At 59.3% G+C, this 26389-nt stretch carries 24 protein-coding genes and 1 tRNA gene; 18 read left to right on the top strand and 7 right to left on the bottom strand.

Features of this window, described 5'->3' with window-relative positions:
* The first annotated feature begins 17 nt into the window (after positions 1-17).
* Positions 18-593 (top strand): PH domain-containing protein, encoded by a 576-nt coding sequence (locus QD409_RS07970; RefSeq protein WP_430762357.1) that lies wholly within the window; start codon positions 18-20, stop codon positions 591-593.
* Between the two features lie 106 nt (positions 594-699).
* Positions 700-1962, top strand: coding sequence for an NAD(P)/FAD-dependent oxidoreductase (locus tag QD409_RS07965; RefSeq protein ID WP_430762356.1), 1263 nt, complete (start codon positions 700-702; stop codon positions 1960-1962).
* Positions 1963-2008: 46 nt separating this feature from the next.
* Here QD409_RS07965 and QD409_RS07960 read toward each other — a convergent pair whose 3' ends face one another.
* Complete coding sequence (locus tag QD409_RS07960) at positions 2009-3052, bottom strand: NAD(P)-dependent alcohol dehydrogenase (protein WP_430762355.1); 1044 nt, start codon at positions 3050-3052, stop codon at positions 2009-2011.
* Between the two features lie 200 nt (positions 3053-3252).
* Between QD409_RS07960 and QD409_RS07955 the strand changes: the two genes are divergently transcribed.
* Complete coding sequence (locus QD409_RS07955) at positions 3253-4161, top strand: AraC family transcriptional regulator N-terminal domain-containing protein (protein ID WP_430762354.1); 909 nt, start codon at positions 3253-3255, stop codon at positions 4159-4161.
* 33 nt (positions 4162-4194) lie between these two features.
* Here the strand turns inward: QD409_RS07955 and QD409_RS07950 are convergent, their stop codons facing one another.
* Entirely contained in the window at positions 4195-4692 is a 498-nt protein-coding gene (locus QD409_RS07950) for a hypothetical protein (RefSeq protein WP_430762353.1), read from the bottom strand.
* 180 nt (positions 4693-4872) lie between these two features.
* On the opposite strand from QD409_RS07950, the gene QD409_RS07945 reads away from it, so the two are divergent.
* Positions 4873-5523, top strand: a complete 651-nt coding sequence (locus QD409_RS07945) for a TetR/AcrR family transcriptional regulator C-terminal domain-containing protein (RefSeq protein WP_092855439.1) — start codon at positions 4873-4875, stop codon at positions 5521-5523.
* Between the two features lie 44 nt (positions 5524-5567).
* A complete protein-coding gene (ilvC, locus tag QD409_RS07940) occupies positions 5568-6587 on the top strand; it encodes a ketol-acid reductoisomerase (RefSeq protein WP_092855442.1) in 1020 nt (339 codons plus the stop codon).
* A 49-nt stretch (positions 6588-6636) separates the two neighbouring features.
* Here ilvC and QD409_RS07935 read toward each other — a convergent pair whose 3' ends face one another.
* From QD409_RS07935 to QD409_RS07925, 3 genes are read right to left on the bottom strand one after another with little or no spacing between them, the layout of a single operon-like run.
* A complete protein-coding gene (locus QD409_RS07935; protein ID WP_430762352.1) occupies positions 6637-7227 on the bottom strand; it encodes a class I SAM-dependent methyltransferase in 591 nt (196 codons plus the stop codon).
* A gap of 1 nt (position 7228) precedes the next feature.
* Positions 7229-7609, bottom strand: coding sequence for a type II toxin-antitoxin system VapC family toxin (locus QD409_RS07930; RefSeq protein ID WP_430762351.1), 381 nt, complete (start codon positions 7607-7609; stop codon positions 7229-7231).
* Positions 7609-7818: an AbrB/MazE/SpoVT family DNA-binding domain-containing protein gene (locus QD409_RS07925; RefSeq protein ID WP_004115803.1), complete on the bottom strand. Its 210-nt coding sequence runs from the start codon at positions 7816-7818 to the stop codon at positions 7609-7611. Before QD409_RS07925 ends, QD409_RS07930 begins: the two co-directional genes overlap by 1 nt.
* Positions 7819-8049: 231 nt before the next feature.
* On the opposite strand from QD409_RS07925, the gene QD409_RS07920 reads away from it, so the two are divergent.
* Positions 8050-9279, top strand: a complete 1230-nt coding sequence (locus tag QD409_RS07920) for a PLP-dependent aminotransferase family protein (protein ID WP_430762350.1) — start codon at positions 8050-8052, stop codon at positions 9277-9279.
* A 159-nt stretch (positions 9280-9438) separates the two neighbouring features.
* Here QD409_RS07920 and QD409_RS07915 read toward each other — a convergent pair whose 3' ends face one another.
* Positions 9439-10497, bottom strand: a complete 1059-nt coding sequence (locus QD409_RS07915; protein WP_430762349.1) for an aldo/keto reductase — start codon at positions 10495-10497, stop codon at positions 9439-9441.
* A gap of 171 nt (positions 10498-10668) precedes the next feature.
* On the opposite strand from QD409_RS07915, the gene QD409_RS07910 reads away from it, so the two are divergent.
* The 10 genes from QD409_RS07910 to QD409_RS07865 all read left to right on the top strand — a co-directional run bounded on the left by QD409_RS07910 (position 10669) and on the right by QD409_RS07865 (position 22373).
* Positions 10669-11649 (top strand): ABC transporter substrate-binding protein, encoded by a 981-nt coding sequence (locus QD409_RS07910; protein WP_430762348.1) that lies wholly within the window; start codon positions 10669-10671, stop codon positions 11647-11649.
* Between the two features lie 17 nt (positions 11650-11666).
* A complete protein-coding gene (locus QD409_RS07905) occupies positions 11667-13361 on the top strand; it encodes an ABC transporter permease (protein WP_092855454.1) in 1695 nt (564 codons plus the stop codon).
* Positions 13349-14380, top strand: a complete 1032-nt coding sequence (locus tag QD409_RS07900) for an ABC transporter ATP-binding protein (RefSeq protein ID WP_092855456.1) — start codon at positions 13349-13351, stop codon at positions 14378-14380. Before QD409_RS07905 ends, QD409_RS07900 begins: the two co-directional genes overlap by 13 nt.
* A gap of 78 nt (positions 14381-14458) precedes the next feature.
* Positions 14459-15454, top strand: a complete 996-nt coding sequence (locus QD409_RS07895; RefSeq protein WP_430762347.1) for an isopenicillin N synthase family dioxygenase — start codon at positions 14459-14461, stop codon at positions 15452-15454.
* Positions 15455-15504: 50 nt separating this feature from the next.
* Positions 15505-16620: an endonuclease/exonuclease/phosphatase family protein gene (locus QD409_RS07890; protein ID WP_092855460.1), complete on the top strand. Its 1116-nt coding sequence runs from the start codon at positions 15505-15507 to the stop codon at positions 16618-16620.
* Positions 16617-17354 (top strand): DNA mismatch repair protein MutT, encoded by a 738-nt coding sequence (locus QD409_RS07885; protein WP_092855462.1) that lies wholly within the window; start codon positions 16617-16619, stop codon positions 17352-17354. The genes QD409_RS07890 and QD409_RS07885 overlap by 4 nt, the downstream gene beginning before the upstream one ends.
* 68 nt (positions 17355-17422) lie before the next feature.
* Positions 17423-18340, top strand: coding sequence for a PhzF family phenazine biosynthesis protein (locus QD409_RS07880; protein ID WP_167668080.1), 918 nt, complete (start codon positions 17423-17425; stop codon positions 18338-18340).
* Positions 18341-18464: 124 nt separating this feature from the next.
* Positions 18465-18540 (top strand) — tRNA-Lys (locus QD409_RS07875).
* A gap of 1698 nt (positions 18541-20238) precedes the next feature.
* The gene (locus QD409_RS07870; protein ID WP_092856253.1) at positions 20239-21699 is read left to right on the top strand and encodes an FAD/NAD(P)-binding protein; all 1461 of its coding nucleotides are present in this window, start codon (positions 20239-20241) and stop codon (positions 21697-21699) included.
* Between the two features lie 206 nt (positions 21700-21905).
* The gene (locus QD409_RS07865; RefSeq protein WP_092856255.1) at positions 21906-22373 is read left to right on the top strand and encodes an RrF2 family transcriptional regulator; all 468 of its coding nucleotides are present in this window, start codon (positions 21906-21908) and stop codon (positions 22371-22373) included.
* Between the two features lie 38 nt (positions 22374-22411).
* Here the strand turns inward: QD409_RS07865 and QD409_RS07860 are convergent, their stop codons facing one another.
* Positions 22412-23620: an SfnB family sulfur acquisition oxidoreductase gene (locus QD409_RS07860; RefSeq protein WP_092856257.1), complete on the bottom strand. Its 1209-nt coding sequence runs from the start codon at positions 23618-23620 to the stop codon at positions 22412-22414.
* 195 nt (positions 23621-23815) lie between these two features.
* On the opposite strand from QD409_RS07860, the gene QD409_RS07855 reads away from it, so the two are divergent.
* Together QD409_RS07855 and QD409_RS07850 are read left to right on the top strand one after the other, a co-directional pair.
* A complete protein-coding gene (locus QD409_RS07855; RefSeq protein WP_430762346.1) occupies positions 23816-24415 on the top strand; it encodes an RBBP9/YdeN family alpha/beta hydrolase in 600 nt (199 codons plus the stop codon).
* Between the two features lie 382 nt (positions 24416-24797).
* Positions 24798-26213, top strand: coding sequence for an FAD/NAD(P)-binding protein (locus tag QD409_RS07850; RefSeq protein WP_092856260.1), 1416 nt, complete (start codon positions 24798-24800; stop codon positions 26211-26213).
* Positions 26214-26389: the final 176 nt, after the last annotated feature.

Genomic DNA, 26389 nt, shown 5'->3' with positions numbered 1-26389 from the left:
TTTTGAGGCAATGTGTCATGCGTAACACAAACAATCGCAAGACTGACATTCAAAGTTACTTCCTGCCTGGTGAGAAATTATTGTGGCATGGTCAACCGAAGCAAGGATTCATGTCTAGCAGGAGTGATCTGCTGCTTGTCCCCTTCTCGCTAATGTGGGGTGGTTTTGCGATTTTTTGGGAGGATGCGGCAATAACGCAAGTTGACGCCCCATTCTTTTTCAAATTGTGGGGCGTGCCATTCGTATTGATAGGCTTGTATCTCATCATTGGCCGTTTTGTAGTCGACGCGTTCGTTCGTGCTAGGACGCAATATGCGGTCACAAATCGACGTATTATGATTTTGCGCGAAGGTTGGTTCTCTAAACTTCTGACCCTTTCGCTTGAGCGATTGCCGGCTATGGATCTCGATCAGAAGGAGGATGGAACGGGGACGATCAACTTCGGAACCGATCCCGAAGCTGGCCAAGATCATCATGGTAGTACGAGCAACTGGACCCCGGCACTGTCAAAAGCCCCTCGATTTCTTGGCATCACGAATGTGCGTGAAGTGTTTGATCTCATCGAGAGGGCACAATCGACGAAGGCGTTTTGATCCAAAGAGCAAGATGATGGCGCAGGGGTGCCATGCATAAAAGAGAGTTGCTGCCTACTCGTCTCAACCCTACGTTTTCAGCGAAACATAGCCATGAGGTGTTGCCATGCAGGATCATCGTGTTGTCGTTGTCGGGGGCGGTTTCGGCGGGGTGCAGGTCGTCAACGATCTGAAAGGCGCTCCCGTCCGCATAACGATGATCGACCGGCGCAATCACCACCTGTTTCAGCCGCTTCTCTATCAAGTCGCGACCACCTTGCTCGCCACGTCGGAGATCGCGTGGCCGATCCGTAATTTCTTCCGGGACAGGCCGGAGGTGACGACGTTGCTCGCCGAAGTCGTCGGTGTCGACGGCGAGGCGCATCAAGTGCTTCTGAAGAACGGACAAAGGATCCCTTACGATACGCTGGTGCTGGCGACCGGCGCCACCCATGCCTATTTCGGCCATGACGAATGGGAGCCGGTAGCGCCGGGATTGAAGACGCTCGAGGATGCGACGACCATTCGCCGCCGCGTGCTGCTGGCCTTCGAGCAGGCGGAAATGGAAACGGACCCCGCTGTCCGTGAGGCGCTCCTGACCTTCGTCATCGTCGGGGCAGGGCCGACGGGCGTCGAGCTGGCCGGGATCATCTCGGAATTGGCAAGGACGACACTGCCGAAGGAATTCCGCAATATCGATACAAGCAACGCGAAGATCATTCTCGTCGAAGCCGGCCCGCGGGTGTTGGCTGCTTTCGCGGAGGATCTTTCCGACTATGCGCGCCGGGAGCTGGAATCGCATGGTGTCGACCTGCGCTTCGGCAAGCCCGTGACTTCGTGCACGGCGCAGGGCGTCACGATCGGCGATGTTTTCGTGCCGTGCCGCACCATCGTCTGGGCAGCCGGGGTTGAAGCTTCGCCGGCCGCAAAGTGGCTGGATATTCCGGCAGACCGTGCCGGCCGGGCCGTGGTCGACAAGGATCTGCGGGCACCGGGCAAGGGAGATGTCTTCGTGATCGGGGATACCGCAGCCGTCATGCGTGACGACGGCAGTCCGGTGCCGGGGATCGCTCCGGCCGCCAAGCAGCAGGGAGCCTACGTCGCCAAGGTGATCAAGGCGAAGCTTGACGGCAAACCGGCTCCCGGTTCCTTCCATTATCGCCATCAAGGCAGCCTTGCGACGATCGGCAAGAGTGCCGCGATTATCGATTTCGGCTGGCTGAAGCTAAGAGGATGGCTCGCCTGGTGGGTGTGGGGTCTTGCCCACATCTACTTCCTGATCGGCGTGCGCTGGCGCATCGCGGTCGCCTGGAGCTGGCTGTGGATCTATATCAGCCGCCAGCATAGCGCCCGGCTGATCACGCAAAGGGAAACCATGCGCGAGGAATAAGGAGAGGAGAGGGCGGCGTCCGTAGCGGACGCCGCCCTTTTTCTGGTTAGGCCAGCGAGGCGATATCGATGACGAAGCGGTAGCGGACGTCGCTCTTCAGCACGCGCTCATAGGCTTCGTTGACCTGATCGATATTGATCACCTCGATCTCCGAGGCAATGTTGTGCTTGCCGCAGAAATCGAGCATTTCCTGGGTTTCCTTGATCGAGCCGATCATCGAGCCGGAGAGGCTGCGGCGGCCGGGGATCAGCGAGAAGGCATGGACCGGGACCGGATGCTCGGGCGCGCCGACGACGACCATGCTGCCGTCGACCTTCAACAGGCCGAGATAGGCATTCCAGTCGAGAGCGATGCCAACCGTCATGATGAGGAGGTCGAAGGTGCCGGCGAGTGTCGTGAAGGTCTCGGCGTCGCTGGTCGCGTAGTAATGGTCAGCGCCGAGACGCAGACCGTCTTCCTTTTTGGAAAGCGACTGGCTGAGAACGGTGACATCAGCGCCCATCGCATGGGCGATCTTGACGCCCATATGGCCGAGGCCGCCCATGCCGACGATCGCGACCTTCTTGCCGGGACCGGCTTTCCAGTGGTGCAGCGGCGAGTAAAGCGTGATGCCGGCGCAGAGCAGCGGAGCCGCAGCGTCAAGCGGAATATTTTCGGGGATCGAGAGGACGTAGCCTTCCTTGACAACGATCGAATCCGAATAGCCGCCATAAGTCGGCGTCGTGCCATCGGCTTCGAAGTCGTTGTAGGTCTGGACCACGCCCGGCATGTAGTGTTCCAGATCGAGGTCGCGGGTGGCACACGTCGTGCACGAATTGACGAAGCAGCCGACGCCGACGCGGTCGCCGACCTTGAACTTGGTCACTTTCGAGCCGACGGCGCTAACGATGCCGGCGATCTCATGGCCCGGTACCATCGGATATTTTGCATTGCCCCATTCGTTGCGGGCCTGGTGAATGTCGGAATGGCAGATGCCGGAGAACTTGATCTCGATGACGACGTCGTCCTCATTCGGCTCGCGGCGTTCGAAGGTGAAGGGGGTGAGCGGCTTGGACGCGTCGGTCGCGGCATAACCCTTTGCGATAGGCATGGGAGATTTCCTTGTTCTTCGGAGGAGGTGGGAGTGGAATTGGGATGGCCGACTATGCAATGGGAGCGGGCCGGAGCGTTAGAGCGATCCTGCAAGCTTTATGTACGATCCTGCGAATCTAAATGCGCGGCGGGTCTTTTGCGATCGAACGACGTTACCTAGATAGGTTTCGATATCTACTCGAAAACAGTTGGTTGCGAATGACACTGCCTTTCAATCCCAATCAGGAACTCGCATCCATCGTTGCACGTTTCGCCACGGGAGACGGGGAACACCGTACGCCGATAGACAATCTCCATCTTTACCGGCAGTCGGCCGCGACGGTGTGGCAACATGGGGCCTATCGGCCCTGCTTTGCAATCGTGGTTCAGGGTCGCAAGAGCCTGACGATCGGTGCTGAAACCTACAATTACGGTGTCGGCGAATATATTTTGACCGCCCTCGACCTGCCCGTATCGACGCAGGTGACCAATGTCGGCAGTGACACGCCTTATCTTTGCTTCGGCATGGCGCTCGATAGCGAGCGGCTGAAGGAGCTGTTGTCGCGTGTCAGCATTCCGCGTCAGGCACTGACAGCCGAGCCCGTGCGTGGGATCGCGATCAATGCGGCGTCGCCGGAACTGCTCGATGCTTCGCTGCGGCTGCTCAGATTACTTGATCGGCCAGAAGATATTCCGGCCATGGCTCCATTGATCGAGCAGGAGATCCTTTATCGTCTGCTGACAGGCCCGAACGGTCCTAGACTGCTGCAGGTCGCCATGGCGGAAAGCCAGAGCAATAGGGTTGCGCGTGCCGTCGCCTGGCTTCGCGGCAACTATACGCAGCCGCTGCGCATCGAAGAACTGGCCGAGCGCGTTGGGATGAGCGTTTCCTCGTTGCATCACCATTTCAAGACCGTTACCGCTCTGTCGCCGATGCAATATCAGAAGCAGCTTCGGCTGCATGAAGCGCGGCGACTGATGATCGTTGAGCAGCTCGATGTCGGTTCGGCCGGTCATCGCGTTGGGTATCAGAGCCCCTCGCAATTCAGCCGGGAGTACAGTCGCCTCTACGGCCTGCCGCCGCTGAAGGACGTCGAGGCCATGCGTAGTGCCGCGGCAGCCGAATAGGTTTCCGTCTTTATTCGCGGCGCCAGGTTCTGATCAGCTAATCGGAGCATCGCAGTCATCGCCGTTCCAGGTATAGCTGGGATCGGCATCCTGTGGTCCCCACAGGCCGTCGAAATGACGGTAGTCGGACGTGAATCGGATCGTCAGTAACCCCATTCCATATCTGTCGAACCAACGCAGTGTTCGTACGCCGCCTTGGCTCGCCCCGATTTCCGACAAGGTACCGGTTGTGGTGTTGCCGTCATCATCGAAGCGATAGGTCCCGGAGATATGGCCTCGCCTGTCGACTTGCAGAGACGTTTCGATATCCACCAGATCACCGCTGGAAAGAAGCTTGCCGCAGTAGTGTCCGGCGGGCTTACTGAGCTGCTTTGCCGTTAAGTGAGCTGACGCGGGCAGCGGGATCAGACCGATCGCAAGGCAGATCCCGACAATGCGTTCAAGCGTCCGGCGCTCACCTTTGCCCGTTTGGCTGTGGGCCGGGGTTTGGACGAGCGATGCCTCGCGATTATGGTCGAATGCGGCTTTCATCAAAGAATCTCGAACAGAAACCTATGCGTCGGCAAGGCTTATCCGGCGCGCATTCCGCATGGCAACCACCCTCCATCTTTTTAGCGCAGTGCAGCAACGAATTCCGCTTGACGCCCGTTGCAGCGTGCTGCATAACGCCTCACGAACCGTACGGTACGGTACGCATCTGGGAGTAGCATCGTGCTGAGCGAAGTAGGACAGTCGAGCGAGTTTTCGCCGCGCCAGAACGCCGTTCTGGAACAGGCGCTGCGTCTGCTCGTCGACGGCGGCGAAAAGGCGCTGACGACTTCGGGTGTCGCGCGCGCTGCCAATTGCTCCAAGGAAAGCCTTTACAAGTGGTTCGGCGACCGCGACGGTCTGCTATCGGCGATGATCGCATATCAGGCGAGCAAGGTGCGCACCTTCGAGCGCAACGGCGAACGGCTGACGGTATCGAGCCTGCATGATCATCTCGTCGTCTTCGCGCGCGATCTGCTGGAAGTTCTGGCGGGCGACGTCTCGCTCGCGCTGAACCGTCTGGCGATCGGCCAGTCGAACCGCGACGGCTCCAAGCTCGGCAAGCTCTTGCTGGAGCGCGGCCGCCGACAGATCGACCGCCGTGCCAGCGGCCTGATCGATGCCGGCAAGCGGGCAGGGTTGCTCCGCTTCATGGATGCCGACGAGGCTTATCACACGTTTTACGGGCTCATCGTTTCCGATCTGCATGTCCGCATGCTGCTCGGTGAACCCGGTTTGAAGGATTCCAGCCGTCAGGCGGAGAAGGCTGTTACCGCCTTCCTCAAGCTTTACGGCACGGAAAAGGTTTTGGCGGAAGCAGCGGCGACCGTCTGAGCAAATCCAAGTTTACACCAGACAAGCAAAGGGAAGGACAAACAATGCGCGTCTATTACGATCGTGATGCCGATCTCAATCTCATCAAGTCGAAGAAGGTCGCCGTTATCGGCTACGGTTCCCAGGGCCGCGCTCACGCGCTGAACCTGAAGGACAGCGGCGCACAGAACGTTGCGATCGCGCTTAAGGCAGGCTCGCCGACTGTCAAGAAGGCAGAAGCCGATGGCTTCAAGGTTATGACGGTTGCCGAAGCTGCCGCCTGGGCCGACCTGATGATGATGGCGACCCCGGACGAACTGCAGGCCGACATCTACAAGGCCGACATCGCTCCGAACATCCGCGACGGCGCTGCCATCGCTTTTGCTCACGGCCTCAACGTTCACTTCGGCCTCATCGAGCCGAAGGCGTCGGTCGACGTTGTCATGATCGCCCCGAAGGGCCCGGGCCACACGGTTCGCGGCGAATACCAGAAGGGCGGCGGCGTTCCCTGCCTCGTTGCCGTTCACCAGAACGCTTCCGGCAACGCGCTTGAACTCGCTCTCTCCTACGCCTGCGGCGTTGGCGGCGGCCGTTCGGGCATCATCGAAACCAATTTCCGCGAAGAGTGCGAAACCGACCTCTTCGGCGAACAGGTCGTTCTTTGCGGCGGTCTCGTCGAGCTCATCCGTGCTGGTTTCGAAACCCTGGTCGAAGCCGGTTACGCTCCGGAAATGGCCTATTTCGAGTGCCTGCACGAAGTGAAGCTGATCGTCGACCTGATCTATGAAGGCGGCATCGCCAACATGAACTACTCGATCTCGAACACCGCAGAGTGGGGCGAATACGTCACCGGTCCGCGCATCATCACCGAAGAAACCAAGGCTGAGATGAAGCGCGTCCTCAAGGACATCCAGACCGGCAAGTTCACCTCGGACTGGATGCAGGAATACCGTTCCGGCGCTGCCCGCTTCAAGGGCATCCGCCGCCTGAACGACAGCCACCAGATCGAAGAAGTTGGCGCCAAGCTGCGCGGCATGATGCCCTGGATCGGCAAGAACAAGCTGGTCGACAAGGCCGTCAACTAAGCTTTCGGCACTGCCGGAATAGAGGGCCGGGGCGAAAGCTCCGGCCTTTCTATTTTTTGGCTGAGACGTAGAGCCATTTCGTCGGCTTGCCGTCAAAGCCCCCGCCGTCAGCTTCGGTCATGGCGATGTCTTTCCATCCGCCTTCGCTGAGAAGGGCCATCAGCCATTCGGCCGAGGGATAATTATAGTAGCGGCCGAGGGTATCGTGCCCTTCCGCATCTCCGGCCTTGAAACTGCCATGGAAGATGCCGCCGTCCTTCAACGCCCGTCGAATCCGATCGAAGACATTTGGGAGGTTGGAGCGAGGTACATGAAGGAGGCTAGCCTCCGCCCATATGCCGTCAAAAGCAGCGCCGGCGTCCAGCGTCTCGAACCTCATGATCCGGACGGGCCTACCGATCAGAGCTTCCGCCTGTTTGGCAAGCTCGGTAGAGCCATCGGTCGGGGTCACGTCGAAGCCGCGCGAGATCAAATATACCGCGTCCTGTCCTGCGCCGCAGCCAAGTTCGAGAATGGAGGCACCTGCTGGAAGAGCAGCCAGGAATTCATCAAGCCGGCTTTGCGGCAGGTTGCGTTCGCGTGCCGCATAGATGGTAGCGTTTTCGTCGTAGAAGGAAGAGGTGGGATCGTTGTTTGTCATGTCAATCTATTGCCTTCGGGTGATAGATTACGCTTTCCAGCCCGTTGAAATGTGCATCGCAGGTCAGAACGTCAGCCTTGTACTGAAGGGCGGTCGCATAGATGATCGCATCGGCAGTGGCAAGTTTGTGTTGCACGGAGATCTCAGCGGCGCGGCGAGCGATTGTTGTGTCCAACGATATGACGTCGCATAGCGTCGTATAGGCAATGAAGTTGTTCAGGGCGTCTTCGCCTTGTTCTCGAAGAAGCCATTTGGAAAGTTCAAGCTGAACTATCGTCGGAACGATGCAGCTTTCGGGTTCGGGAATTTGATCGCACAGTTGCCGTCCGACAGTGCTATCAAGAATCCACTCGATCCACGCGGAACTATCGACGACGCGCATTAAAAGCGGTCGTCCCGATCGCGGTAGTTCTCTGGATTTGCGCCACGCGCCATCCCCCTGAGATCTTCCAACGTCGGAACAGGCATAAGGAGCACGCCTTTGCCTTTTGGAATGAAGACGAATTCCTGGCCCGCGCTCCAGTGTTGTTGATCGCGCACTTCTTTTGGAATCGATATCTGAAATTTCGATGAGAGGGTTGCGGTCGCCATTCTTACGTTTTTCCTATCGATTGACAGAATGTAAGAATAACACTTCGGCAGTTGGGTGTATAGGTCTTTCGAGAGGGGTTCAAATCGACGTGCATGTTGCTTGAACGACGTCCTTCTGCTGAGCAATCCCTTTTCCTTGTCACCCTCACAAACAAATTAGGTCAGCATTGTTGACTTATCTTTTGTTGCGTGATTTTGTGCTGGAAAGACCAAAAATTACGAGGAAGCCCCATGTTGGATTGGGAAAATATCTTTGCGACGCGCTCGAGCCGTATGCGCGCCTCTGAAATCCGCGAATTGCTGAAGCTGCTGGAGCGGCCTGATATCATCTCGTTTGCCGGTGGCATTCCCGATCCTGCATTGTTTCCGGATGCGGAGTTCAAGCAGGCCTATGCCGATATCTTTTCAGGCCCGACGGTGAATGCAGCGCTGCAATATTCGGTCAGCGAGGGCTACAAGCCGCTGCGCGAATGGCTGGTTGGACAGATGGCGGCCCTCGGCATCCCCTGCGAGCTTGAAAACGTCTTCATCGTTTCCGGTTCGCAGCAGGGTCTCGATTATCTCGGCAAGCTCTTTCTGTCACCGAAGGATACCGCGCTGGTTACGGCGCCGACCTATCTCGGCGCGCTGCAGGCTTTCAACGCCTATGAGCCGACCTATGATCAACTGACGCCGAATGGCAACCGCACGCCGGATTCTTATAGCGCCGCTGCCACGAAGGCTGGCGGGCGGGTGAAGTTTGCCTATCTCTCGGCAGATTTCGCCAACCCGACGGGCGAGACCGTCGATCTGGCCGGCCGCGAAAAGCTGCTCGATCTTGCCGAGGAACTGGATATCGCCGTCATCGAAGATGCCGCCTATCAGTCGCTGCGCTATGACGGCGAGCCGGTCGCGCCGATCCTAGCGCTGGAAATCGCGCGCAAGGGCAATATCAACGACACGCGCACGATCTATTGCGGCAGCTTTTCCAAGACCTTGGCGCCGGGACTTCGTGTCGGCTTCGTCGTTGCCAATGCGCCCGTCATTCGCAAACTGGTGCTGATGAAGCAGGCGGCGGATCTCCATTCCTCGACCATCAACCAGATCGCCATCCATCAGGTTGCCGAACGCGGTTTTGATGCGCAGGTTGCCAAGGTTCGCAAGACCTACAGCCACCGTCGCGACTGTATGCTGGCGGCGCTCGCCAAATACATGCCGGACGGCGTAAGCTGGACGAAACCTCAGGGTGGCATGTTCGTGTGGATCACCCTGCCGAAGGGCATGGATGGGGCGAAGCTGCTGGCACGGTCTCTGGAAACGGCGAAGGTTGCCTTCGTTCCCGGTCAGGCCTTCTTTGCCGACGGCACCGGCGCAAACACATTCCGTGTCAGCTTCTCCTGCGCCAATGACGAGATGATCGAAGAGGGCATCTCACGGCTCGGCAAGTTGATTGCCAGAGAGATCGGGGCGTTGGCGGCCTGATTTACCTTCTCCCCGGCGGGGAGAAGGATGCGCTCCTGAGCTTGTCGAAGGGGCGCTGGTTGAGGGGGCGTTGCACCGTTGTGGTGGACACTGAAAGTGCCACGCCACCCCCTCATCCGCCCTTTGGGCACCTTCTCCCCGAGGGGGAGAAGGAGTTTCTTACTTTGCCAGATGCGGGCCGATCAGCGAAAGGTCGGCCTCGCTCAACCGGTCGCTGGCGGTGTTGCCCTGGTGCCAATAGGGGTACATCAGCGGCGATAGGCTGACATCGTCAAGACGCTTGCGCTCCTCGTCCGTCAGCTTCAGTTCGGCACTGGCGAGATTGTCCTTGAACTGGGCTTTGGTGCGGCCGCCGATGATGACCGAGGTCACGCCCTTACGGCCGATAAGCCAGGCGAGCGCAACTTGGGCTGCCGAGACGTCGCGGCCGTCGGCGATCTCCACCAGCGTATCGACGATATTCCACAGCCGATTTTCGTCGCGGATCGGCGGTTCCGTCCAGCCGGCGAACTGGCGCGTGCCTTCCGGCGTTGCCTGATTGCGGCGATGCTTGCCAGACAGCAGGCCGCCGGCAATCGGGCTCCAGACGAGGATGCCGAGGCCCTGGTCGATGCTAACAGGCACCAGTTCGTTCTCGGCGTCGCGGGCTTCCAGCGTGTAGTGAATCTGCTGGCTGACGAAGCGTTCGCGCCCGTCGCGCTCGCTGACGCCGAGTGCCTTCATGATGTGCCAGCCGGAAAAGTTCGAGCAGCCGATGTAGCGGACCTTGCCCTGGCGAACCAAGGTGTCGAGCGCTTCCATCGTCTCTTCGAGCGGCGTCTGCCCGTCCCACTCATGCAGCTGATAGAGGTCGATCACGTCGGTCTTCATGCGCTTCAGGCTGGCTTCGCACGCCTGGATGAGATGCTGGCGGGAAGATCCGGTATCGTTCACTCCGGGACCCATCGAGAAGCGAGCCTTAGTGGCGATGAGCACGCCGTTCTTGCGCGGGCCGCCGATGATCTCGCCGAGGATTTCCTCTGAGGCACCTTGCGAATAGACGTCGGCGGTATCGAGCAGGTTGACGCCGGCATCCACGCACATGTCCACCAGCTTCTTCGCTTCCTTGATGCCGAGATCGCCAACGGTCTTGGCCCAGCCGACTCCGCCGAAGGTCATGGTGCCCATGGTGATGGTGGAAACTTTGAGGCCGGAGCGGCCAAGCAGGCGATATTCCATAGATCTGTCCTCCTCGATCCCATCTGAAATACGTGCGTCAGAAAATAGCGCGAAGCGGCGATGGTCAAGATTCAATCATCATACGAACGACAATCTATTCAAATTCAACTGTCACAATCATGTTAAGCCGCGCGTCTAGACAACCTTCTACAACCCAGCCGAGGACGTTTCATGAAGACCTTTGTTTCCGCTTTTGCCGGCCTCTTGGCCATCGCTCTTTTCTCCGGTGCTGCCAACGCCGCCGATCTCGTCCTCTACACCAGTCAGCCGAATGCCGATGCGCAGGCGACCGTCGATGGCTTCATGGCTGCCAATCCCGGCATCAAGGTCGATTGGGTTCGCGATGGCACGCCGCAGATCATCGCCAAGCTGCAGGCGGAAATGCAGGCCGGCGCGCCTGCTGCCGACGTTCTGCTGATCGCCGATACGGTGACCCTCGAGCGCCTGAAAGAAGCCGGCAAGCTCCTGGCCTACAAGTCGCCGGAAGCCGCGAATTACGATGCGTCGCTCTATGACGCCGATGGCTATTACTATTCCACCAAGCTGATCACCACCGGCATCGTCTATAATACTGCCGCGTCGCTGAAGCCGGCAAGCTGGCAGGATCTGGTGAAGCCGGAAGCCCAGGGCCTCGTCGCAATGCCGAGCCCGCTTGCTTCGGGCGCTGCTCTCATTCACGCACAGACGCTCGCCGGCGTCAGCAGCCTCGGCTGGGACTACTACAAGAACCTTGCCGAGAACGGCGCGATCGCTTCGGGCGGCAATGGCGCCGTGCTCAAGGCCGTCGCATCCGGCGAGAAGGCCTATGGCATGATCGTCGACTACATGCCGATCCGCGAAAAGGCCAAGGGCGCTCCGCTGGAATTCGTCTTCCCGAAGGAAGGCGTTTCGGCCGTCACCGAGCCGGTCGGCATTCTCGCCAGTACGCAGCACGCCTATGCCGCCAAGAAGTTCGTCGATTACGTCCTGTCCGAAAAGGGCCAGGAAGGCTTCCTGAAGCTTGGCTATATCCCGGCCCGCAACGGCACGCCGCTGCCGGAAGGTTTTCCGGCACGTGACAGCATCAAGCTTTTGCCGTTGAATGCCGCCGATGCTCTCAAGAATACGGATCAGGACCTGAAGACCTTCTCCACCTACTTCAAGTCGAAGTAATCCGGGCCGGATTTTAGATGTACGGATATGTGCGTAGGGGAAACAGCCAGCCGGCCTGGCTGTTTCCTTTTGTTGTCGCCGTCGTGCTGCTGCTCAGCGTCCTGCCGCTGGCGCGGCTGGCGTTTGTCGGTATCGAGGCGCTGCTCAAGGGCGGCACCTATGAACTCATCAGCGACCCTGCGCTCTGGCGCTCGGCCTGGTATACGATGGAGACGGCCGTGCTTGGCACCATCGTTTCTGTTGTTCTTGGTTGCCTCTTTGCATTCCTGCTGACTCTGACCGATCTTTCGGGCAGGGGGCTCCTCGGCTTCCTCTTTGTGCTGCCGATGATGATCCCGCCGCAGGTGACGGCACTCGCCTGGGTGCAGATGTCCGGACCATCGAGCCCGTTGCTGAAAGCGCTGCATATCGCGCCGCCGCTCGGCTCGCCGCAGCCGCTCTATTCGGTCGGCGGTATTGCGCTTCTCTATGGCGTCCAGCATGCGCCGCTGGTCTATCTGGCTCTGCGTGCCGGTTTGATGGCGCTGCCGCGCGATGGCGTCGAGGCCGCGAGGCTCTCGGGCGCATCCGGACTGCGTGTCTTCCGCGATATCATCCTGCCCTTGTCACTGCCCGGTATCATCGCCGGGGCTGCAATTGCCTTCGTCTCCTCTATCGGCAATTTCGGCATTCCCGCGATCCTCGGCATCCCCGCCTCGATCTATACGCTGTCGACCTTGATCTTCACGAAATTCTCCAATTTCGGCCCGCGGACATTCGGCGATATTGCCGTGTTGTCGGCGATGATCGCCGTTATTGCGGTTGCAGGGCTTGCGGTACAGGGCAGGGCCTTGAAGGGGCGCGACTATCGCGTCATCGGCATTTCCGGTGCAGCGGCTGCCTTTTCGCTTGGCCGATGGCGCTATCTTGCGATGCCGATGCTTTGCGCCATCCTGTTCGTCATGCTCGTCGCGCCGTTTCTGGCGCTGGTCGCTGGCGCGCTGGTGCCGACCTATGGCGTGCCGCTGACTTTGAAGACAGCATCGCTTAACGCGTTCACGGAGATCCTGTTTCGGCAAACGGTCACACGAACCGCCTTTTCCAATTCGCTGTTCCTGGCGGGCATGACATCACTCGGTCTCCTGCTGGTGACAGTGCTTGCGGCCTATGCGCTGACGCGGCGCAAGGACATGCTGAGCCGCATCGTCAGCGGCATGATCGAGATCCCCTATGCGCTTCCGGGCATCATCATCGCCGTCTGCTTCATTCTGGTGTTTGCTGCACCTCTGCCGATCCTCAATGTCACGCTTTACGGGACGATCTGGATCATCCTGCTTGCCTATTTCTCCGCCTATTTCGCCGTCAGCCTGAAGCCGGTCATGAGCGCCTTCCTGCAGCTCGATCCGGCGCTGGAGGAGGCCGCGCGTCTCTCGGGCGCCGGGTTCTTCCGTCGTCTTACAGACATCATCGTGCCGCTGATTGCGCCGGCGGCCGGTGCCTCGGTGATCCTCGTCTTCCTCATCGCCTGCAACGAGTTGACCGTTTCGGCTTTGCTCTGGTCGGCCGGCACGCAGACGCTCGGCGTCATCATCTACAATCTCGACGATGGCGGCAGCGCCGATCTTGCCTCCGCCATGTCGGTCATCGTCATCGCCATGGTCGTTGTCATGATGGTGCTTCTGGAAATCATAGCCAGGCGCCTGCCGAAGGGAGTTGTGCCTTGGCGAAGCTGATCCTCAATCACATCAGCAAGGATTTCGGCACAGGCGGACGCGCTGCCGTGAATGCCTTGTCGCTCGACGTGCGTGAGGGGGGCTTCCTGGCACTGCTTGGTCCCTCCGGCTGCGGCAAGACGACGGTTCTCAGGATGATCGCCGGCTTCGAGCAGCCGACCGATGGCTCCATCCATCTCGGCGAGCGATTGTTGGCGGATGCGGGGAACATGCTGCCGCCAGAGCGGCGCAACATGGCGATGGTGTTCCAGTCCTACGCGCTCTGGCCGCACATGAACGTGACAGACAATGTCGGCTATCCGCTGAAGGTGCGCGGCATTTCCGGCGAACGCTACCGCGAAAAGGTGCGCGAGGCGTTGGCGACCGTGCGTTTGGCCGACTATTCGGAGCGTCGGCCCGCCGACCTCTCCGGCGGCCAGCGCCAGCGCGTGGCGCTAGCGCGCTGCCTGGTGACATCGCCCGATGTCGTGCTGCTCGACGAGCCGCTCGCCAACCTCGACCGTCATCTGAAGAAGGAGATGGAGGAAACTTTCCGGGAGTTCCATCAGCGCTCGGGTGCCACCATGATCTACGTGACGCATGATCAGAGCGAGGCGATGGCGCTCGCCACCGATGTCGCCGTCATGTCCGAGGGGCGGCTGTTGCAGGTGGCGCCGCCGGCGGAAATCTATGCGCGCCCAGAAGGCAAGATGGTCGGTGGCCTTGTCGGGCAGGGTGCCATTCTGTCGCTTGGCTTCCCTGATGGCGGAACACGCCGCATCGATTGGCGGTCCTTCCGAGGCCTGTGGGGCAACCGTGCGGGCGGCTCGGAGAGTGCAGATATCCTCGTGCGCCCGGAGGACGTGGTTGCCGATGCGGAAGGTATTTCCTGCCGGGTCGATTCCGTTCTCTATGAGGGCGAGCGTTATGCGGTGAGGTTGTCGATGCCGGACGGACAGGTGCTGCGCGCCTATAGCCGCGAGCCAGTCACGGCGGGCGACGATTATCCGGTCGCCATCCGCTCGGCATGGCGGCTTTGATCGAGCAAGGGGACAAGATGGTTGTTCCCCGCCGCCGCCTATGCTTGATTTGCTCGACGTCACGAATGGGAGTCGCGCATGTCCGATCATAGCTTTCCGATTTTCGATCTCGGTGCCTTCGAAGCGGCCGATCATGACGAGAAAAAGCGGCTCGGCGCGGAGGTGGATCGGATATGCCGCTCGACCGGCTTTCTGGCAATTGCCAATCACGGCGTCGCCGATGCCGTTATCGGCCAGGTTTGGAAGAAGACGCAGACATTCTTCGACCTGCCGGCCGAGGTGAAGCAGCAAGCCAAAACGCTCTATCCCGGTTATCCCTACGGCTATCTCGGGCCGGGAACCGAAGCACTGGCGAAATCGCGCAATGTCGATACGCCGCCGGATCTGAAGGAAAGCTTCAATGGCGGCCCGCTTTCCGTTCCCGAAGGCATGGGCGATCCGGAAGCGCTCGGCTTCTGCTATGCCGCCACCATCTGGCCGGAAGGACCCGAAGGGTTCGTTGAGGCATGGAAGGCCTATTACGGGGCGATGGAGGATCTGGCGGCGCGCATCATGCGCGTGTTTGCAACGGCGCTTGGTCTCGATGAGCACTTCTTCGATTCCTATGTCGATGCGCCGATCAGCGCACTGAGGGCGCTGAATTATCCGGAGCAGCATGTGCCGCCGCAGCCGGGCCAGCTTCGCGCCGGGGCGCACACCGATTACGGCAGCCTGACCATCCTGTTGCCACAGCCCGGTTCGAAAGGGCTCGAAATCATTGCCCCGGACGGGAACTGGACGCCGGTGCCGCCGGTCGACGGGGCCTTCGTCATCAACATCGGCGACCTGATGGCGCTGTGGACCAATGATCGCTGGGTTTCGACCGTCCACCGCGTCGTCAATCCGCCGCCGGAAGAGGGTGGCATGCAGCGCCGGCAATCCCTTGCTTTCTTCCATCAGCCGAACTGGTTTGCCGAGATCGCCTGCCTGCCCTCATGTCTGACGCCGGGTAAAGAGCCGAAATATGCTCCGGTTCTTTCCGGTCCGTATCTGATGGGCAAGTTCAAATCGACCGTTACCGCCAAGGCCGGCTGATGCGAGTATAGTAAGCCGGCTCACACTCTTCTTGCAAACTGGAATGCTTCATGTCCCTGCGCCTTGCGACATTCAATGTCGAAAACCTTCTGACCCGTTTCGATTACACCGGTTTTCGCAATCAGCTGCGTCAGGATCGCGTGCTGCAGCTCTTCGATGTTCGCAACGAGGAGGTCTATCAGCAACTGGAAGCGGCGCGCGTGGTCGCCGCGACCGATGACACCAGGCAGATGACGGCGCTGGCGATTGCGGATGCGGATGCCGACATCATCTGCTTGCAGGAAGTCGACAACATGGCGGCGCTGCAGGCCTTCGAATATGGCTATCTCTACCGCATGGTCGGCAATGGCTATCGCCAGAAATATTTGATCGAGGGTAATGACAGCCGCGGCATCGATGTCGCCGTGATGATGCGCGAGGAAACGCGCGATGGCCAGCCGATCGTGCTCAACGACATCAAAAGTCACGCCATGGTGACCTACGGCGATTTCGGCCTTTTCAACGATGAACTCGCTGAGCTCGGCCTTCATGCGGAAGACAAAATCTTCAAGCGCGATTGCCTGGAACTGCATCTTCATATTGGCGGTGTGCCGTTCTCGCTCTATGTGGTTCATCTGAAATCGATGGGGCCGGCGCGCGAAGGCGTGGATGGGCGTCATGCGACCATGCCGATCCGCCGCGCAGAGACCTTGGCCGTTCGCCGCATCATGGAAGATCGTTTCGGCGCAGGTCATACGGCGACGAAGAATTTTGCCATCTGCGGCGACATGAACGACTATCAGGAGTGGATCGACGTCATTGGCACGCGCCGCACCGGCTATCGTTTCGAGCCGCGCATGGAAGAAAAGGAGAGCGCGCTCGATGTTTTCAGCCATGATGGCTTTGCTGAAAATATCGTGAGCCGCCGGGAAGAGCTCGACCGTTGGACGCTCTATCACGCCCGCGGACCGCAGGAGCAGCGGCTCTGCCAGCTCGACTATATCTGGCTGTCACCGGCTCTGGCGCGCGCCAATGCAACGCGCGCGCCCGACATTGTCCGTTCGGGTCAGCCTTTTCGAACAATATTTCCACCGGGGCAGGAGGTGGAGCGCTATCCGCGCGTCGGCTGGGACAGGCCAAAAGCCTCCGACCATTGCCCCGTCGTCATGACATTGGACCTGATATGACCATTTCAGAACAGAACGACTTGGCCGGCTGGCCGCCGGAAGGCAGTGTCTTTCCCGTTTCTCGGATGGATCTTGCCGTGTTGCCCGGCGAACATCCTTTCCATCAGCACGAGTTGGAAGCGGTGCGAGAGAATTGGGCAAAGGAAGTTGCCGCCAATCCGTCGCTTTATGATGGTCGTATGGTGTTCCAGCATCGAGTGTCGATCAGCGATGGCGTGGTGAGGGCAGAAGCCTATCTGGCGCCATTTTCCACCTTTCTCTGGTGGCGCAAGCAAAGAGCGGCGGGTGGCTTTCACCTCTTTGCCTTTGCTGTGGCGATTTCCTCCGATGGAGCGCTGATCGCAATCCGCATGGCGCCGCATACGGCCAATCCTGGCCAGGTCTATTGCGCCGCCGGATCGATGGATGAAAGCGACGTCGTGGACGGGTATTGCGATGTCGAGGGCAATATGCGCCGCGAGGTTTTGGAGGAGACCGGCCTCGATCTCAACGATGCGGTCGTCGAGCCTGGCTATTACGGCACGCATGTGAACCGTTCGGTCACTCTTTTTCGCGTTTTTCACTTCCCCTGGACAGCTGAGGATATGCTGCGCAGGATCGAAGAGCATATGCTGGTTTCCGAAGAAGACGAGGTCGATGGAGCGGTCGCCATTCGCTCGGCCGATCCGGCGGCGCATCACTACAGCGTGGCGATGCTGCCTATCCTCGCCTGGTTCTTCGGAAGAGGGAAATAGCTTGGGCTTGCGCTGGAGTCGCTTGCCGTTATGAATAATCAAATGTGGAAGCGTGAATGGAGGCGGGATTGGCGCGCAGCTACAGTGTCTATGATGTGTTCACCGACAGCAAGCTGGCGGGCAATCCTCTCGCGATCATCTTCGATGCCGAGGGCTTGAGCGACGAGGCGATGCAGGCGATCGCCAGGGAGATGAATCTCTCTGAGACGGTGTTCGTGCTGCCGCCGCAGAATCAGGCGCACACTGCCAGCCTGCGCATATTCACGCCCGGCCGCGAACTGCCCTTTGCCGGGCATCCAACCGTCGGCACGGCGATCGCGCTTGCGGAGAAGACCCATGCCAGCCATGGCGGCGATCTCGATCTCGTTTGCGTGCTGGACGAGCGGGTCGGGCCGGTGCGCTGCGCGATCAAACTTAGGCAGAGCAAGGCGAGCTTTGCCGAATTCGATCTGCCGAGAAAATCGCAACAGATCCCGCTGCCGCTCGACAGGGCCGATATTGCCAATGCGCTCAGCCTGAAGATCACAGAGATCGGTTTCGAGAATCACGTCCCCTCCATCTGGAGCGCCGGTGTGCCGTTCCTTCTCGTGCCTGTGCACGATGTCGGCGCTGCCGAGCGGCTGGAATTCGATCTGCAGCTTTGGGAAAAGACGGTTCCCTTCGTCGACGGCGCGCTTGCCTCCGCCTTCATCTATTGTCGCGGCGGCATCAATCATGTCGCCAAGTTCCATGCTCGCATGTTCCCTGTGGGGATGGGTATTGTCGAGGATCCAGCGACGGGTGCGGCGGTGGCGGCGCTCTCCGGAGCGATCAATCAATTCGACGGACTGCCGGATGGACATCATCCCGTGATTATCGAGCAGGGAATCGAGATGGGACGCCCCTCGCTGATTCATCTTCATCTCGATGTCGACGGCGGCCAGATCGCCAATGCCCGCATTGGCGGCCAAGCCGTGCGTGTTGCCTCCGGAATTCTTGAGCTTTGATTTTAAAGGCTTTTCGGCGGCCTCCGAAATTTTTTTGAGAAATAATCAAAGAAAATTCGTTTGGCCGCTGGACAATCAAACCGATCCTATTTATATGCCCGGTCACGCCGCCAGCAAGCGGTACGGGTGATTAGCTCAGTTGGTAGAGCAGCTGACTCTTAATCAGCGGGTCGTAGGTTCGAGCCCTACATCACCCACCATCTTTTCAAGCACTTAGCTGAAATTTGACGCTGATTGACGCCGACGGCTTGGGCGCGGTTTCCAAGTCATGTGCGCTCTTTTTCAGCATTATCGGCATTCCGGCTATTTTAATCCTAGCAGGGATCATCTTCTTCTTCCGAAGGCGATGAGCGAGCAAGGCTCGGGTGCCGCTTGCGTTACGGCCCAGGCGTAGCGTCTCGATCCGTCTCTCCGGTCGGATTGCGTTTGGAGTACTCTGTCCCCCGCATCGATCTCAGGCAAATAAGACCCACAGGCGAGGGCGCCTCGGCATCAACGGAGATGCAGCAGGAACATCGTCGGCGCGGCCAGGAATATTGCGAAGAGGAGCAGAGAGATCCCGTATTTCAGTTTTCGTATTCGTCGTGTTTTGCTGCCGTCCCAGTCGTATCCCATGAATATATCTCCTTTTGTCCAGCGTTTTGCCGACAAGGAAAATTCTCTCAAGGATCGTTTGCGCGAGGCTTGCGAAGGAAATACGTGGGATTCGTGAAGAGAGGGGCGTTATTTCATGCGATGATACATGGCAGTAAAAGCCAATTCATTAGAGGCTGGATAATCTACTTGCGACGCGATGCCTCGCAATGGCTCTTGGATGGGCACGCTCCATGATAGAGGCTGCGCGCTCGCCTGCTGAGGGTTTTCGGGCGTCACCCTGTCAGTCCCAGTTAGCCGGGCTGCATCGAGCTTATGGTATTGCGGGAATCCGATCTTTCCGCGCCGGCGTTTGCAGCAAAGCGAATTCATCTATAGCGAAAGGCTGCAAGCTTCGAAGCCGGCGCTGTTCCCGAACCTCTTTTCGACCTTGAAATCATCCTTCCGCTGGCTCAGGCGCGGCAAGAGCGTAACGCTGCTGGGGCCAGCCTCTACATTTTCAATGCCCGAATTCCCAACGATCACGTCCGCCGCGCGAAGTGCGGGGGCGTCCTTGCTTGCGAATTTGCCAGGCGATGAGCGAAATGTGCTGCTTAGTCTCGCTCAAATGCGGCTGGCGGCGAGCGCGGGGAGTTCGCCGCGAAAACTCTCGCCTATGTGCGCGATGCCTATCTGGGGAAAAGACGAGATGACTGGACGAGCCACCAGCAGGAGGCGAAGGAAGCTGCGGCTTACCTTCATCATCAGGTAATGGCGCAGCTGCAATCGACCTAGGCGCGTTCCAAATCTTCACGCCGGCAATTCGATCGCCTGAGCCTTTCATGCAAAGACACGAGGCGCTTCCATTCAGGACGCGATCGCGTGACGGCAAGCTGCATCGCCTTCAGGCGGGCGCGCCTAGTGCTTTTTATGCCCGCCTTCCAACACGCTAAATACAAAGATGGCGGCCAGAAGCAGCATCAACGTATAGTCGAAGGGGGTGAGCAGGCGAAGCAGTTCCATGATGTTTCTCCTCCCGAGAGAAAACGGATCAGAACAATCATTAGTGTGTTCTTTTATTCGTTGTATGCCAAGTTTTTTACATTCTGCGGTGCAAAACAATGTTGTGCGCGGCACAATTAAATACTTGTTTCCTAAGCTTTATCGGCCCCGTTTCGGGGCGTGGATTCCGAGGCGCTTGAGTTTCGCCGCCGGATGTTATTGTCAATAAAATTTATAGAGTATATCCTTATCGGATACGGCAATTGCGATTGCTCGGCGGGCGATAAGCTCTTCACGCCGATCAGTCCGGAAGGAGTTGGCTATTGACCATTGGCTCTGACCAGCGGGCGCATGATCTGCCCGTTATCGCCATTATTGGCGGCGGGGTATCCGGAACGGCTGTTGCCTTCCATCTGCTGCAGCGACAGTCATTGCGGCCTGGCCAGCTTTTCATATTCGAGCCACGCGAGCGTCTGGGCGCAGGGCTTGCCTATGATACGTCGGATCCTGCTCATCGGATCAATGTACCGGCAGCCAAGATGAGCTTGCTGCCCGATGACATCGAGCATTTTCAACGCTGGCTGCAGGAACACCAGGCGCTTGAGGAGGATGAGACGGCGGTTGCCGCCAATGGCAGTCTGTTTCCGCGCCGTGCCGCTTTCGGCAATTACATCAACAGCATGATAGGTCCGTTCGTCGGCGACGGTCGCGTGACCCATGTCCGGCAGAACGTCGAGCGTATCTCGCGGACGGATCGCTATTGGACGGTTACGGGAGAGGCAGGGCAGAGCGTGGATGCGGATATTCTCATCATCGCCACCAGCCATCCGTCGCCGCTGCCGCCGCAATTGCTGCGGGATACCCTTGCCGGCCATCCGCGCTTCGTTCCGGATCCCACTAAATCGGATGCGCTGACGGCCATCCGCGCCGATGATCGCCTGCTAGTGGTCGGCAATGGCCTGACCTCGGCTGACGTCATAGCTTCCCTCGAGTTGCGGGGGCACCAGGGGCCGATCACTGCCATATCCCGGCGTGGCTTGCGCTCGCGCGGCCATGCGCGCGTCAAGCAGGAGTTGTTCGGCGATTTCGTCGACAGCCCGTCGAAGACAGCGGTCTCGCTGTTGCGGCGTGTACGCGCTGTTATTCGGGAGGCGGAAGGCGCGGGGCGCAGCTGGCACGCTGTCGTCGATCAAGTGCGGGCGCAAGGGCGGCATTTGTGGCTGGCCCTGCCGCTTGAGGAGCGTCGCCGTGTCGTTCGCCATCTGCGGCCTTTCTGGGATGTGCATCGCTTCCGCGTCGCGCCGCAGGTCGAGGCGGTCAGCGAACGGGCAATCGATGCCGGCAGGCTCGAAGTGCTCGCGGCCTCGGTTGCCTCGGTTGAGGTGACGGATGGCGTTATCGATTGCAGGCTGAGGCTCAGTCGGTCCGACCGGAGCATCGACAGGCAATTCGACGCCGTCGTCGTTACCACAGGTCCCGGCCATCGCGGCATTCTGCAATCGCAGGACTGGATCGAGGCACTGGCAAAGACAGGGTTCCTTGCCATGGATCCCATGCGGCTCGGGCTTGCCTGCGATATCCAATCGCGAGCGCTCAATGAGAACGGAACGGTCGTGCCATCGCTATTCATTTCCGGGCCGCTGGCGCGTGGGACCTTCGGCGAACTGATGGGGCTGCCTGAGGTGGTCGAGCATGCGGTTCTCGTCGCCGAGCAGACGGCAGGGGCTATTGCTGAATGTGTGAACGAGCGTCGCAAGGCACAATTGGCCAGTAGCGCCGCTTAAATCCAAGAAAAACCGCAAAATCGTTGCTTGAGCGATACATCTGCCTAAATTTACTCATATAAACTATACAATTTGTGAGTTACTATCTTGTTCGTCCGGGGTGGCGGGGTTACTTCCGCAAACCATGATGACAAGACAGGCCGGTTGAGTCTCTCTCGAAGCAAACCGGGTTTCCGACAATCGACTTTGCAGTGAAGCGGACAGCGATGCTTACGAAAAAAGGGAAATACGGATTGAAGGCGCTGGTGGATCTGGCGCGTCTGGCGCCGGGCGAAACAGCGTTCATCAATGATATTGCCCAGCGCAACAACATTCCGAAAAAGTTCCTCGATACCATCCTGCTCGAACTGCGCAATGCCGGTGTGCTTCGCTCCAAGAAGGGACCGGGCGGTGGCTATTCCCTGTCTCGCCCGGCGGCGGATATCCGCATCGGCCATGTCATCCGCACGCTGGACGGTCCGCTTGCGCCGATCCGCTGCGCCAGCCGCACGGCCTATGAGGCCTGCGATGACTGTTCCGATCCGGAGCGCTGTCAGGTGCGGCGCTCCATGACGGAGGTCCGCGACGCCATTGCCGAAATTCTCGACAACATGACGCTGGAGCAATTCGTCGCCGGAGGCTCGGAGATCGAGATCCAGGAACGGGAAGATTATCGCGCGTCGCATATCGGCTGACGTGACGCCTCCGACACTTCGTCTCAAGAACAGAGCGATCAACGCCTCGACGGCTTGATGCCATTGAGATGATAGTTGCCGACGATATTGTATTTCTGTCGAGCCGGGCCGTGCAGCGTATGAATGCGGGCGTTACGCCAGTGGCGGTCCAGATTGAGGCCAATGCGTGCCGCCGAGGTGCCGGCGAGATCAAACAGCGTATTGGCCGTTTCCATGGCGATCTCGGCCGTCATGGTCTGTGCCGCTGCGACCGACAGTGCCGCATCGATCACATGATCTTCGGTGAGATTGATCTGGGCTGCATCGATCTTGCTGCCGGCGCGTTCCACCATTGCAGTGGCCGCTTCGATACGGACGGCGATCTCGCCTATTCTGGTGACGACCAATGGATCGTCTGCGGCACGCTTGCCATCGCCATCGGGCCATGGATGGGGATTTGCGCGGACAAAGTCGATGGTCGCCATTAGGGCCGATCGGGCGATGCCGAGATTGATGCCGGCATGGGTGAGTTGGCCCACGGCGTCGACGATGGTGGGTTGCCCCAGCTTTTCACCCCGCGAGAGCACCGCATCGGCATTGAGATAGACGTTATGCAGGATGGCCGTACCGTTTCCGGAGGTGCGTTGGCCAAAGCCATCCCAGTCGTCGATGATCTGGATGCCCTCTGTGTTTCTAGGAATGACCGCGACAAAAGCTCCGTTATCGTCGGTGGCGGCGAATATGGCGATCCAGTCGGAAAACAGCACGCTAGGGGAATCGAAGCTTCTGCCGTTGAGGCGATGGCCTAGCCCATCCAAAGTCACCTGCAGAGCGTCTTGACCGGCTGTGCCGACGCCGATTTTCGTAAAGACGCCACCGAAGCGGTCGCCGATGATGGCTCTGGCAAAGAGGGAGGCCTTCTGCTCCTCGCTGCCGCCGATCCGCACGGCTTCCAGCACATGAAAATGCGTCTGCGGAATCTGTGCGATGGAAGGGTCGGCTTCCGCGAGGATGGCGACGACCTCGGTCAGGACGGAATTGGAAATGTCGATGCCGCCATGTTCCGAGGGCACGGAAATTCCAAGCAGGCCGGATTGGGAGAGGGCTTCGATTTCGTCATAGGGCAGCACGCGATTGATATCGCGATCGCTTGCCTGCAGCGCGAAACCGGCGGCGAGCGACCTTGCGATATCGAGCGCTTCCTCTTCGCTTTGAATAGAATGCGCTGGCGGTCTGAGGCGTTCGTGCAACTGCGAAACAGTCCCCATTCATCACTCCATCGGCTGATGCCAGGTCGGTTCTTCAGGCGCGGCAAGTCAATAAGATCTTAATTTCTATAGATGTAGTATACAATGGATTTTCTTTGCTTATTCGCCCGGCGCCGTTCGGCATAATAGGCGTCAAATGGAGAAATTGTAAGCGCACCGCCGGGCAGCGCGGTCGGTTGCAGCCAGGAGATTGCCATGGGCGCGACCTTGATCCTTCCCGGTTTGAACGGCTCTGCAGAGGGCCACTGGCAGCGCCATTGGGCGCGCGACGATGCGTCCGCGACCATCGTGCGGCAGTCCTCCTGGTCGAGACCGGTGCTGGGAGAGTGGCTGCAGGCGCTCGAAAGCGAGCTGGAACGGGTGGGGGACGCCTGGCTGGTCGCGCATAGTCTCGGATGCCTGCTTGCGGCTCATCTCGCCGATCGGCCCGCGGCAAGGCATGTGAAGGGTGCCTTCCTTGTCGCGCCCTGCGATCTCGAGAGGACGGAGCGGTTGCATCCGGGCGTCATCGATTTTGGCGCAATGCCGGCCAATCCGCTGCCATTCAGGAGCCTCGTCGTCGGCAGTCGCGACGACCGCTACATGGATTTTGCCAGGCTTCGGCGTTACGCAGCCTGTTGGGGCAGCGAGCTGCACGATCTCGGACATGCGGGCCATATCAACATCGAAAGCGGCTTTGGACGCTGGCGCGAGGGCTATCAGCTGTTCTCTGCCTTTGCCGGCAGAATAGGCCATCGACCGCAAGGGGGCATGCAGTCGCAGGGTGTCTTTTGTGCGATGACGGCATCTGTTTGACCGGCGCAGATTACAAGGCTGACAAGAAAGCACTTGCTAGCGGCGCATTTTCGCGCTTTCATATACGACTAAATAAGTAGACAATAGCAATAATTCCGCTGCCTCCTGATGCTCCGATTTATGGTTATCTGTGCAGCCGATTGCAGGCATCTGGTTTCGGATCGGAGTTGGACCTGCGTGTCGCATCGCTTTCAGGGTGGGATAGAAACCCTGGCTGAAGCGGATGCGCCGAATTTTGAGAACCGATGCGGTTTTGTGCGTTCTGTGTGCCGCAGTTCCTTGCCTGTCAGCGGCCGGATGTCTGAATTCTGTGTTTTGCAGGCCGTAAATTGGGCAAGCCCAGGGAAAGCATGATCGACCAGCTCTCGCTCCAGGAGTTGATATGACGGTTCAGGGATTTTTTTCCGCCAAGGCAAATACGGCGAGCCGGGCCTATGCGATGCCTCGCATCGCCGTAATCGGCCGCGGCTTTTCCGGCATGATGATGGCGATCGCCTTGATGAAGACGGTACGCTTTCCCTTCTATCTGCAGCTTTTCGACCCTAACTCTACTGTCAGTGGCGGCCAGGCGCTGGCCTCTGGACGTAGCAGCGAGATTCTGAACAGCCGCGTTCGCGATCTTTCCGTCTCCGCCGGCGATCCCGATGATTTCAATCAATGGCTTTCCGGCAATGCGCCCTTTCGCAGCGCTGTTCCGGCGGCGATACCCGGCTTTCTGCAGATCTTCGTCCCGAAGAGCATTTTCAGCGACTACGTCTACCAGCGCTTCTCGGAGGCCTTCGCTTCCCGACGGGACGTCACAGTGCAGGTCAGCAGCCAGATGGTCTTCGGGCTCCGGCGCATTCGCGGCGAACGCTTTATGGTGGAGAGTGACGGCGCGGCCAATGCGCCCTTCGACATGGTGGTGCTTGCGACCGGCTATGGTGTGACCGATCAGGATGAGCCGGCCAGCGATCTGGCGAGCATTCCGACGACGGTGCGCGCACGCCGGCTGGTTTCGCGCCCACACACGATCCTGCTCGGCAGCGGCCTGCGCGTCGTCGACCGGCTGCTGCAGATGCGCGACAATGGCTATATGGGCCAGATCACGATTGTCTCGAGGCGCGGTTTCCTGCCGCAAAGCCATACGCGCAACAATGCCGACCCCGTCTTCCCGGCTGACGAAATGCCCGATCAGCTCAGCGGGATCGTCCGTTTTATTCGAAGCGCCTGCCAAGCCGCAGAGGCCGATGGCCAGAACTGGCAATCGATCATGAATGGCTTTCGCAGGCATGCTCGCTCCCTGTGGCGCTCCTTGCCGGCCAGTCAGAAGCAGCAGTTCAATCGTCACCTGAGGGCGCTCTATGACAGCCATCGCAATCGGTTGCCCGAGGCGCTCCATGTCCGCCTGATGCAGGAGTTGGCCGAAGGCAATACCTTGCTGCGGCGCGGCCATCTCATCCGGCGGACGCCGACCGGGCTGGTGCTGAGGCCGGCCGGACGGCAGGACATAGAGCAGCTTTACGCTGACGACGTGATCGACTGTCGATGCCAGGCGCCCAATCTCAATGCACCGTTGTTGCGCAGCCTGATCGATGCCGGTCTCGCGGTGCCGGATGAGCTGGGCCTCGGCCTTGCCGTCGAGGCGACGGGAGCGCTCGAAGTGAACGGTCATACGACGGGAGCGCTCTTTGCCATCGGTCCCCTGGGGCTCGGCAGTCTTCCCGATATCGACCTGGTGCCGGAAATCGTCACGCAAGCCTATGCGGCGGCCGAAAGCATGGCGGAGCGCTTCCATCCGCAATGCAAGGCGGTGTAGCCTCCTCTCGAACATCAAGGGGAAAGGATCGAGTGTATTTCACCTTCTCCAAATTGAGCGTCCGCTGGCATCTGCGCAGCAGGAGCAGATGTGCCCGATCGGCGTCGTCACCGGATCGGTCGGCGAGGTCGCCTTTATCCCGATATAGTTGAAGGGTAGGCAGCGAGATCCCCCAT

Origin of the sequence: Rhizobium sp. BR 315, assembly GCF_050577975.1 — a bacterium.
Taxonomy (GTDB): domain Bacteria; phylum Pseudomonadota; class Alphaproteobacteria; order Rhizobiales; family Rhizobiaceae; genus Rhizobium; species Rhizobium miluonense.
The sequence above is the reverse complement of the archived record's forward strand: the minus strand, read 5'-3'. Positions and strand labels throughout refer to the sequence as shown.